8 protein-coding genes are annotated in these 10475 nt (G+C 69.9%); 5 read left to right on the top strand and 3 right to left on the bottom strand.

Features of this window, described 5'->3' with window-relative positions:
* Positions 1-34: 34 nt before the first annotated feature.
* On the bottom strand, positions 35-1645 hold the full coding sequence (locus tag H4N64_RS43135; protein WP_186288091.1) for a protein kinase domain-containing protein: 1611 nt from the start codon (positions 1643-1645) through the stop codon (positions 35-37).
* Between the two features lie 343 nt (positions 1646-1988).
* On the opposite strand from H4N64_RS43135, the gene H4N64_RS43130 reads away from it, so the two are divergent.
* A complete protein-coding gene (locus H4N64_RS43130; RefSeq protein WP_186288090.1) occupies positions 1989-3566 on the top strand; it encodes a protein kinase domain-containing protein in 1578 nt (525 codons plus the stop codon).
* Between the two features lie 3 nt (positions 3567-3569).
* Here the strand turns inward: H4N64_RS43130 and H4N64_RS43125 are convergent, their stop codons facing one another.
* Complete coding sequence (locus H4N64_RS43125; protein WP_186288089.1) at positions 3570-4565, bottom strand: phosphotransferase; 996 nt, start codon at positions 4563-4565, stop codon at positions 3570-3572.
* A 545-nt stretch (positions 4566-5110) separates the two neighbouring features.
* Between H4N64_RS43125 and pdhA the strand changes: the two genes are divergently transcribed.
* Genes pdhA through H4N64_RS43110 form a run of 3 tightly spaced genes read left to right on the top strand, consistent with a single transcriptional unit; the run spans position 5111 to position 8631 of the window.
* Positions 5111-6271 carry a pyruvate dehydrogenase (acetyl-transferring) E1 component subunit alpha gene (pdhA, locus tag H4N64_RS43120; protein ID WP_186288088.1) on the top strand — a complete coding sequence of 387 codons (1161 nt, stop codon included), beginning with the start codon at positions 5111-5113 and terminating at the stop codon, positions 6269-6271.
* Between the two features lies 1 nt (position 6272).
* Positions 6273-7250, top strand: coding sequence for an alpha-ketoacid dehydrogenase subunit beta (locus H4N64_RS43115; RefSeq protein WP_186288087.1), 978 nt, complete (start codon positions 6273-6275; stop codon positions 7248-7250).
* A gap of 10 nt (positions 7251-7260) precedes the next feature.
* The gene (locus tag H4N64_RS43110) at positions 7261-8631 is read left to right on the top strand and encodes a 2-oxo acid dehydrogenase subunit E2 (RefSeq protein ID WP_186288086.1); all 1371 of its coding nucleotides are present in this window, start codon (positions 7261-7263) and stop codon (positions 8629-8631) included.
* A gap of 59 nt (positions 8632-8690) precedes the next feature.
* Here H4N64_RS43110 and H4N64_RS43105 read toward each other — a convergent pair whose 3' ends face one another.
* A complete protein-coding gene (locus H4N64_RS43105) occupies positions 8691-9629 on the bottom strand; it encodes a serine hydrolase (protein ID WP_186288085.1) in 939 nt (312 codons plus the stop codon).
* 271 nt (positions 9630-9900) lie between these two features.
* On the opposite strand from H4N64_RS43105, the gene H4N64_RS43100 reads away from it, so the two are divergent.
* The coding region (locus tag H4N64_RS43100) for a GntR family transcriptional regulator (RefSeq protein ID WP_186288084.1) at positions 9901-10475 on the top strand (575 nt) is incomplete at its 3' end.

Below are 10475 nucleotides of genomic sequence, written 5' to 3'. Positions count from 1 at the left end.
GATCGAGACCGCCGGGCCCTTTACTCTGCCTGCGTCAGGCCGGATTGCCCGTGGAGACGTCGAACTGGAACTTCCCCGGCTCCTCGGGATCGATGTCCGTCCCCGCGGCGGGGAACTGCTTCATCACGGTGCCGTCGCCCCAGGTGGACTCGTCGACCTTCCTGGTGTCGTACTCCCACCCGGCGGACTTGAGGCACTTCTTCACCGAATCGATGTTCTTGAAGACGAAGTTGGGCATCTCCACCTTGTCGGGGTCGTTGTACGACTCCACCGGCTCGGTGCACTCCTCCGGGTCGATCGTCTTGCTCGGGTCCGGCCCGCGATAACCCTCCGCCTTGGTCGCCGACGGGCTGGCGCTCGACCCGCCCTCGTCGTCCTTGGTGCCCCCGCCGTTCAGCGTCAGCGCGGCGACCAGACCGCCGACCGCGAGCACGGACACCACGATCGCGCCGATGATCACCGGCTTGTTGCTCCTGCCGCCACCGCCGGAACCGGGCGGGGCGGACTGCGGGGTGATGTTGTACGGCGGCGGGGTCGCCGCGTACCCCGACGGCGCCGGGGTCTGGTAACCCGGCTGCTGCTGCGGATAGCCGTACGCCGGAGCGGGCGCCGGCGTCGGGGTGCCGTACGGATTGGGCTGGTACGGCGTCTGGACCGGGCCCGTGGGTGCCGGCGTCGACTGGTCGACCGGCGGGAACACCGCGGAGCCGACGCCCGCGCCGCTGGCGGTCTGCGCGCCCGGCACGATGCTCGGCGCGGCGGCCTGGAAGGAGGACGCCACCCGCAGGCACTCGTCGCGCATGGCCTCGGCGCTCGGGAAGCGCTCGTTGGGGTTCTTCCGCAGCGCGCGGGCGACCAGCGCGTCCACCGCGGGCGGCAGCGAGCGGTTGACGGAGGAGGGCGCCACCGGCTCCTCCTGCACATGCGCGTACGCGATCGCCAGCGGCGAGTCCGCGTCGAACGGCAGCCGCCCGGTGACCAGCTGGAACAGCATGATGCCGACCGAGTACAGGTCGGAGCGGGCGTCCACGCCCCGGCCGAGGGCCTGCTCGGGCGAGAGGTACTGCGGGGTGCCGACGACCATGCCGGTCTGGGTCATCGAGGTGACGCCGGACTGCATGGCGCGGGCGATGCCGAAGTCCATGACCTTGACCACGCCGCGCTTGGTCATCATCACGTTGCCCGGCTTGATGTCCCGGTGGACCAGCCCCATCTCATGGCTGATCTCCAGCGCCGCCAGCACATCCGCGGTGATCTTCAGCGCCTTGTCGGCGGGCATCGCGCCGTACTGCTGTACGTCCTCGTCGAGCACCGAGCCGAGCGGGCGGCCCTCGATGTACTCCATGACGATGTACGGCGTCGTCATTCCGTCGACATCGTCCTCGCCGGTGTCGAAGACCGAGACGATGTTGGTGTGCGTGAGCTTGGCCACGGCCTGGGCCTCACGGCGGAAGCGCTCGCGGAAGGCCTGCTCGCGGCCGAGCTCGGTGTGCAGGGTCTTGATCGCGACTTGACGGTCGAGCACGGCGTCGTACGCCAGGTGCACCGAGGCCATGCCGCCCTCGCCGAGCAAGTCGCGCAGCTGGTAGCGGCCCGCCGCCAGCGCCCGCCCCGCGTACCGGCCGTGTGCGCCGTCCTGGCTCATTCTCCGTGTCCCCCATAGCCCGTTGGCACCGGCGTTTGTCGACGATCTGTCGTTGATCGAAAGTGCTATTCCCGGCCAAGTCTGCCCCAGGGCAGTGACACGTCAAGCTCGGTGCCCGTTCCGTGACCGTACGCGAAAGAAGAGTCGCGCAAGCGTTACAGGGGCCGTACGGCCGGTACACAGAATTTGCACGACGGACCGGCTTGCGGGTTTCATGGCCGGTCTGTCACGGACCGGCCGCGGGGCCCATCCCGGACCGGCGGCTGCGCGGAGGCTGTAGCGTGGCCGACGGAGACCGTAACAACACCGCGCGCACCGCGGGCAGAAACGACGGCGAGGACTGATGGCACAGCAGCAGCGCGCTCAGGGCCCGTCCGACCCCGAGGCGACTGGCGGCGGTATGTCAGATGCGCCGGAGATGTGGGGTAACGGCGGGCTGGTCGGGGACGGCCGGTATCGGCTCACCCGCAGACTCGGCCGGGGCGGCATGGCCGAGGTGTTCGCGGCCGAGGACGTACGTCTGGGCCGCACCGTCGCGGTCAAGCTGCTGCGCGCCGATCTCGCCGAGGACCCGGTCTCCAAGGCCCGTTTCACTCGCGAAGCCCAGTCGGTGGCCGGTCTCAACCACCACGCGATCGTCGCCGTGTACGACTCCGGTGAGGACTTCGTGGGCGGCCAGAGCGTGCCGTACATCGTCATGGAGCTGGTCGAGGGGCGCACCATCCGCGATCTCCTCATCAACGCCGAGGCGCCCGGGCCCGAGCAGGCGCTGATCATCGTCTCCGGGGTGCTGGAGGCGCTCGCCTACTCGCACCAGCACGGCATCGTGCACCGCGACATCAAGCCGGCGAACGTCATCATCACCAACAACGGCGCCGTCAAGGTGATGGACTTCGGCATCGCCCGCGCCCTGCACGGCGCGTCCACGACGATGACCCAGACCGGCATGGTCATGGGCACGCCCCAGTACCTGTCGCCCGAGCAGGCGCTCGGCAAGGCGGTCGACCACCGCTCCGACCTGTACGCGACGGGCTGTCTCCTCTACGAACTCCTCGCGCTCAGGCCCCCGTTCACCGGCGAGACCCCGCTCTCGGTGGTCTACCAGCACGTCCAGGACATCCCGACGCCTCCCTCCGAGGCCTCGGACGCCTGCCCGCCGGAGCTGGACGGACTGGTCATGCGCTCCCTCGCCAAGGAGCCGGACGACCGCTTCCAGACCGCCGAGGAGATGCGCGGCCTGGTCCAGTACGGCCTCCAGATGCTCTACGACCAGGGCAGCCACACCGGCACCTGGAACACCGGCCCGGTCGACACGCACGACGGTCGGCACACCCCCTCGGCGGGCTTCGCGCAGACCGCGGTGATGGGCCACGCCGGAGCCGACGCCTCCGGCACCACGCAGATCCCGCAGCCGATCCTGCCCGGCGGCCGGTACGGCGGCGGGGACGACGGCGGCTTCGAGGGGCACGGCAACAAGGGCAGCGGCCGCGGCAAGCTGTGGATCCTCGCCGTTCTCGCGGTGATCGCCATCGCGGCGGGCGTCGCCCTCGCGCTGAACGGCAGCGACGACAAGGACCCGGGCAAGGGCGGCACCACGCAGTCGCCGACCACCTCGCAGACCACGGACGACCAGACGGCCAGCGAGACGCCGAGCGAGGACGCGACCGAGGATCCCACCGACACGGCCACCGAGGACGACTCCGGTACGGATGGCGGCTCGGGCTGGACGCCGCCCACCTCGCCGACGTACACCCCGTCCCAGTCGGCCACCAGCGACGAGCCGGAGCCGACCGACACGGCCACGGAGCCGACCGAGCCGACGGAAGAGCCCACCGAGACCGCCACGGAACCGACCGACCCGACCGAACCGACGGAGGGCACCGTCGAGGGCGCCACGGGCGGGGTCGGCGAAGCGGACTGACCCTCAGTCAACGAACGCGTCGCACACCGCGTCGTACTCCCGCGTCCACCACACCGCCAGCGCCGAGGCGGCGGGGAACTGGGGGTCGGCGCGGGTGTCGCCGCGTTCGTAGTGCCAGCGCAGCATCCAGAAGTCGTTCAGGCGCTCCCACCACACCCGGTGCACGGCCGCCGCGAGCTCGGAGGGCGTGGCGCCGGCCGCGCGCCGGTACGCGCGCGTGTAGGCCCGTACCTTCGGCAGGTCCAGGGTGCCGACGGGCCGGACGAAGAAGATCGCGGCGGCCCTTACCGCCTCTTCCGCGCGCGGCTGCATCCCGAGCCGGTCCCAGTCGACGATCGCGGCGGGGGCGTCGCCCTTGTAGAGCAGGTTGAACGGGTGGAAGTCCCCGTGCACCCAGCCCACCGAACCGCCGCGCGGCGGACGCCGGCCGGCGTGCCGTTCCAGCAGCGCACGCCGTTCCAGCAGCCGGTGCCGGGCCAGCGCGTCGAAGGAGTCGGCGGGGTGATGGCGGCGCACCCGGGCGAGCAGGTCCTCGATCAGGGCGAAGGTGTCCTCGGGGTCGGCGCTCACCGCCGGCGGCCGCGGCGACGGCGGCATCACGCGCTCCAAGCCCGCGTGCACGGCCCCCAGCAGCGCGCCGAGCCTTGTGCACTGCCCCGGCGTGAGCTGGCCGCCGTGCCGGTGCCGGCCGTCGATCCAGGGGTGCAGGGCGTAGGCGTGGCCGCCGATCACGGCGACCGTACGGCCGTCCCGCCCGGGCAGCGGGGGTGCCACCGGGACGCCGAGGCCGGCCAGGCGCTGGGTCGCGCGGTGCTGGCGGGCGATGGCGGCGGGGTCGGCGGTCTCGGGGTCGAAGTGGTGCTTGAGGAAGTACCGGCCGCGCGTCGTGCGGAGCCGGTAACCGCGGTTGAGCAGCCCTTGGCCGACGGGCTCACAGGTGACGGCGCACCCGGCGGCGTACTGGCGGAGCAGGGCGCCCAGCGGGGGCGCGTGAGACACAGGGGGTGGTACACAAGGGCGCGGCACGCGCCAGATGCTAGGGCACGAGCCGGGCCTGTGAGCTGGGCGTTATCACAGAACGTCGGCGTCAGTCGCTTTCGGTCACATGATGCTCTCGAAGTGGCGCCCGCATCCGGGCCCACCGACTCGTCCCGGGACCGGATCTCCCGGCACCTCATGGTCGTCCAGGAGAAATACCCTGATTTTTCCGTCTGGGCGCACCCGGCAAGTCAAACACGAAAAGTCTTCCGGTGAACTGGGTGCGCGGGATAACGTGCCGTTGCTCCGGCCTCCTGCAAGGCTGTGACCAGCACCCTTCGAGTTCCTCGCGATTTACTTGGAAATCCAAGCAAAATCGCAGGTCAAATGGGGTTTCACAGAAATGTGGAGCACTGGGTAACGTGATGATTGCAGGGCGCTCGCCGGGGCACCTGTCACGCCTGTTCCGGCCGAGTGACACCCACCCCGTGCACGGGTGTCGGACCAGGTGAGCCGCACTGGTTTACCCGGCAACCCCGGGGGACCGGACCGACGGAGGAGCACACGTGACCGTGGAGAGCACTGCCGCGCGCAAGCCGCGACGCAGCGCCGGGACCAAAAAGTCCCCGAGCACCAAGCCCGAACTCGTTCAGTTGCTGACGCCCGAGGGCAAGCGCGTCAAGCACGCAGAGAACGCGGTGTACGACAAGTACGTCGCCGACATCACCCCCGAGGACCTGCGCGGTCTGTACCGCGACATGGTGCTCACCCGCCGCTTCGACGCCGAGGCCACCTCCCTGCAGCGCCAGGGCGAGCTGGGCCTGTGGGCTTCGCTGCTCGGCCAGGAGGCCGCCCAGATCGGCTCGGGCCGGGCGCTGCGCGACGACGACTACGTCTTTCCGACCTACCGTGAGCACGGCGTCGCCTGGTGCCGCGGGGTCGACCCCACCAATCTGCTCGGCATGTTCCGCGGTGTGAACAACGGCGGCTGGGACCCGAACAGCAACAACTTCCAGCTGTACACGATCGTCATCGGCTCGCAGACCCTGCACGCCACCGGCTACGCCATGGGCGTCGCCAAGGACGGCACGGACAGCGCGGTGATCGCCTACTTCGGCGACGGTGCCTCCAGCCAGGGCGATGTGGCGGAGGCGTTCACCTTCTCGGCCGTCTACAACGCGCCGGTGGTGTTCTTCTGCCAGAACAACCAGTGGGCGATCTCCGAGCCGACCGAGAAGCAGACCCGCGTCCCGCTCTACCAGCGCGCGCAGGGCTTCGGCTTCCCGGGCGTCCGGGTGGACGGCAACGACGTCCTGGCCTGTCTCGCGGTCACCAAGTGGGCCCTTGAGCGGGCCCGCAGCGGCGAGGGCCCGACGCTGGTCGAGGCGTACACCTACCGCATGGGCGCGCACACCACCTCCGACGACCCGACCCGGTACCGCGGCGACGAGGAGCGGCTGGCCTGGGAGGCCAAGGACCCGATCCTGCGCCTTCGCCAGTACCTGGAGTCCGCAAACCACGCGGACGAGGGATTCTTCGCGGAACTGGAGGCCGAGTCCGAGGCGTTGGGCAGGCGAGTACGCGAGGCGGTCCGTGCCATGCCGGACCCGGACCACTTCGCCATCTTCGAGAACGCGTACGCGGACGGGCATGCGCTCGTCGACGAGGAGCGAGCCCAGTTCGCCGCCTACCAGGCGTCGTTCGCGGACGCAGAAGGGGGCAAGTGAGATGGCCGAGAAGATGGCTCTCGCCAAGGCGGTCAACGAATCGCTGCGCAAGGCCCTGGAGGCCGACCCCAAGGTCCTCATCATGGGCGAGGACGTCGGCAAGCTCGGCGGCGTCTTCCGCGTCACCGACGGACTCCAGAAGGACTTCGGCGAGGAGCGGGTCATCGACACCCCGCTCGCCGAGTCCGGCATCGTCGGCACCGCGATCGGCCTCGCGCTGCGCGGCTACCGCCCGGTGGTGGAGATTCAGTTCGACGGCTTCGTCTTCCCGGCCTACGACCAGATCGTCACGCAGCTCGCCAAGATGCACGCCCGCTCGCTGGGCAAGGTCAAGCTTCCCGTCGTCGTGCGTATTCCCTACGGCGGTGGCATCGGCGCGGTCGAGCACCACTCGGAGTCGCCCGAGGCGCTGTTCGCGCATGTGGCGGGCCTGAAGATCGTCTCCCCGTCGAACTCCTCCGACGCCTACTGGATGATGCAGCAGGCCATCCAGAGCGACGACCCGGTGATCTTCTTCGAGCCCAAGCGGCGCTACTGGGACAAGGCCGAGGTCAACACCGAGGCGATCCCCGGCCCGTTGCACAAGGCCCAGGTCGTCCGCGCGGGCACCGACCTCACCCTCGCCGCCTACGGCCCGATGGTGAAGCTCTGCCAGGAGGTCGCCGACGCGGCCGCCGAGGAGGGCCGCTCCCTGGAGGTCCTGGACCTGCGCTCGGTCTCCCCGCTCGACTTCGACTCCATCCAGGCCTCGGTGGAGAAGACCCGCCGTCTGGTCGTGGTCCATGAGGCGCCGGTGTTCTTCGGCTCGGGCGCGGAGATCGCCGCCCGGATCACGGAGCGCTGCTTCTACCACCTGGAGGCCCCGGTACTCAGGGTCGGCGGCTATCACGCCCCGTACCCGCCGGCGCGTCTGGAGGAGGAGTACCTGCCGGGCCTTGACCGGGTGCTCGACGCCGTCGACCGTGCCCTGGCGTACTGAGGAGAGGGTCGTGACGACGATGACGGAAGCGTCCGTACGCGAGTTCAAGATGCCGGACGTCGGTGAGGGCCTCACCGAGGCGGAGATCCTCAAGTGGTACGTCCAGCCCGGTGACAAGGTCACCGACGGCCAGGTGGTGTGCGAGGTCGAGACGGCCAAGGCCGCCGTCGAACTGCCCATCCCCTACGACGGTGTGGTCCGCGAGCTGCACTTCCCCGAGGGCACCACGGTGGACGTGGGCACATCGATCATCGCGGTGGACGTGTCGGGCGGCGCCGCGGCCCCGGCACCCGCCGAAGCCGCCCCCGAGCCCGAGCCGGAGCAGCCCCAGGGACGCCAGCCGGTCCTCGTCGGCTACGGCGTGGCCCAGTCCTTGACCAAGCGCCGCCCGCGCAAGGGCCCCCAGGTCACGGTGCAGGAGGCCCCGCTCCAGGCGGTGCAGATCGAGCTGAACGGCCATGGCTCGGCGGCCGTGAAGGAGCGCCCGCTGGCCAAGCCGCCGGTGCGCAAGCTCGCCAAGGACCTCGGTGTCGACCTCGCCACGGTGGTTCCGTCCGGACCGGACGGCATCATCACCCGCGAGGACGTGCACGCGGCCGTGGCCGCGCCGAAGGCCCCGGAACCCGAGGTGGCGGCCCCCGCTCCCGCCGCTGCGGCGCCGGTGGCGACGTACGACGGCGCGCGTGAGACCCGTATCCCGGTCAAGGGTGTCCGCAAGGCCACCGCGGCCGCGATGGTCGGCTCGGCGTTCACGGCCCCGCATGTCACGGAGTTCGTGACGGTGGACGTGACCCGCACGATGAAGCTGGTCGAGGAGCTGAAGCAGGACAAGGACATGCAGGGCCTGCGGGTCAACCCGCTCCTGCTGATCGCCAAGGCCCTGCTGGTCGCCATCAAGCGCAACCCGGACGTCAACGCCTCCTGGGACGAGGCGAACCAGGAGATCGTGGTCAAGCACTACGTCAACCTGGGCATCGCCGCGGCCACCCCGCGCGGTCTGATCGTGCCGAACATCAAGGACGCGCACGACAAGACCCTGCCCCAGTTGGCCGAGTCCCTCGGCGAGCTGGTGTCGACGGCGCGGGAGGGCAAGACGTCCCCCGCCGCGATGCAGGGCGGCACGGTGACCATCACCAACGTCGGCGTCTTCGGCGTCGACACCGGCACCCCGATCCTCAACCCCGGCGAGTCCGCGATCCTCGCCGTCGGCGCGATCAAGCTTCAGCCGTGGGTCCACAAGGGCAAGGTCAAGCCCCGTCAGGTCACCACCCTGGCGCTCTCCTTCGACCACCGGCTGGTCGACGGCGAGCTGGGCTCCAAGGTGCTGGCCGATGTGGCGGCGATCCTGGAGCAGCCCAAGCGGCTGATCACCTGGGCGTAGGAAACGGGAAGGGGCCCGCCACGATCACGTGGCGGGCCCCTTCCGGCTGTTCCGGGGGATCAGTCCTGCTGAGCGCCGGCCGGCAGCGTCCGCAGCTGCATCGTGGACGCAGTGGTCGAGCCGAAGGCGTAGTCCATCAGCTTGGCCGCGTCGGTGTAGCGGTACTGGTCGTTCAGGAGTACACCGACGACCGTCTTGCCGTCGCGGGTGCCGGCGAAGACCAGGCAGGGGCCGGAGGGGGTGTTGGTCCCGGTCTTCACACCGATCGCGCCGCTGTAGGAGCCCAGCAGCTGGTTGGTGTTGTACCAGGTGTACTTGCGGGTGCCGCCGGTGCTGGTCGGCGCGTACTGCACGGTCGACGGCTTCTTCACGATGCCCGCGAACGTCGAGAACTTCATCGCGCTGCGGGTCAGCTTCGCGAGGTCGCGGGGCGTCGTGTAGTTGGTGTTCTGCGTGGAGTTGCCGTCGAACGAGTCGAAGTGCGTGTTCGTCAGGCCGAGCGCCTCGGCCTTCTTGTTCATCTTGGCGATGAAGTTCTTGGTGCGGGCCGCGACCGTGGTGCCGGTGCCGAACTTGTCGGCGAGCGCCATCGCGGCGTCACAGCCGGACGGCAGCATCATCGCGTGCAGCAGCTGGCGGACGGTGACCTTGTCGCCGGTCTTCAGGTCCGCGGTGCTCGCCTGCTTGGCGGCGACATAGTCCCGGTAGGCCTGCTTGATGGTGACCTTGGTGTCCAGGTTCACGTCCGGGATGGCCAGTACGACCCGCGCCGTCATGATCTTGGTGGTGCTCGCCATCGGCCGCTTGGTGTCGGCGTACTTGCTGTACAGCGTTGAGCCGGTCGTGCTGTCGAGCATGAAGGCGCCCTTGGCGCTGACCGTGGGGGCGGTCGCGGCCTGCGCAGGCGCCGTCAGGGCGCCGCCCGCCACCAGCGCGCCGGTCGTGGCCACGACGGCGGCGGTGCGGCGGACGCGGATGCCCTTGATGCCGGTTATCACTGTGAGAGCTCCGAGTGGTGTGAAGTGGATGCCTGCCGAGCAGGCGTCAGCTGATCTTGGCGTAGCCGTAACTGATGAGCTACACAAATACCCCGAATGCGTCGAATACCCCTGATGTGCGGCCAAGTTGAAGGGGAAAGAAGGTGGGGCCGCACGTGTGTGACACGTAAGTAGCACAGAAGGTTGTGCGGTTGCCGGGATGAATGTTGCTTCGGGTCCGCATGCTGGACGACGCTCCCTCATGCGTACGTGTTGTATCTAAGATGTGCGCATGCCGTCAGCCCCGCCCGCCACGACCCCCGCCCCCGTCAAGCAGCCCCCCGCCGCCGACCGCGTCTACGCCCACGTCAAGCAAGCCGTCCTGGACCGCCGCTACGAGGGCGGCACCCTCCTCACCGAGGGCGAGCTCGCCGAGGCCGTCGGGGTCTCCCGCACCCCGGTGCGTGAGGCGCTGCTGCGCCTGGAGGTGGAGGGGCTGATCAAGCTCTACCCGAAGAAGGGCGCGCTCGTATTGCCGGTGTCGGCGCAGGAGATCGCCGACGTCGTGGAGACCCGGCTGCTGGTCGAGGAGCACGCGGCGCGCAAGGCGGTCCCCGCCCCCGCCGGGCTCATCGAGCGCCTTGAGCACCTGCTCGCGCGGCAGAAGGCCGAGGCCGCCGTCGGCGATCTGGCCGCGGCCGCCGTCACCGACCGCTGCTTCCACGCCGAGATCGTCCGCAGCGGCGGCAACGAGATCCTGTCGAGGCTGTACGACCAACTCCGCGACCGCCAGCTGCGGATGGGCGTCGCCGTCATGCACTCCCACCCCGACCGGATCGCCAAGACCCTCACCGAGCACGAGGAGAT

This window comes from Streptomyces cupreus (assembly GCF_014257025.1).
Lineage (GTDB): Bacteria > Actinomycetota > Actinomycetes > Streptomycetales > Streptomycetaceae > Streptomyces > Streptomyces cupreus.
The sequence above is the reverse complement of the archived record's forward strand: the minus strand, read 5'-3'. Positions and strand labels throughout refer to the sequence as shown.

Coding starts and splice junctions, on each gene's coding strand:
- H4N64_RS43135 (WP_186288091.1), bottom strand. CDS start 1,645: ATGAGCCAGGACGGCGCACACGGCCGGTACGCGGGGCGGGCGCTGGCG.
- H4N64_RS43130 (WP_186288090.1), top strand. CDS start 1,989: ATGGCACAGCAGCAGCGCGCTCAGGGCCCGTCCGACCCCGAGGCGACT.
- H4N64_RS43115 (WP_186288087.1), top strand. CDS start 6,273: ATGGCCGAGAAGATGGCTCTCGCCAAGGCGGTCAACGAATCGCTGCGC.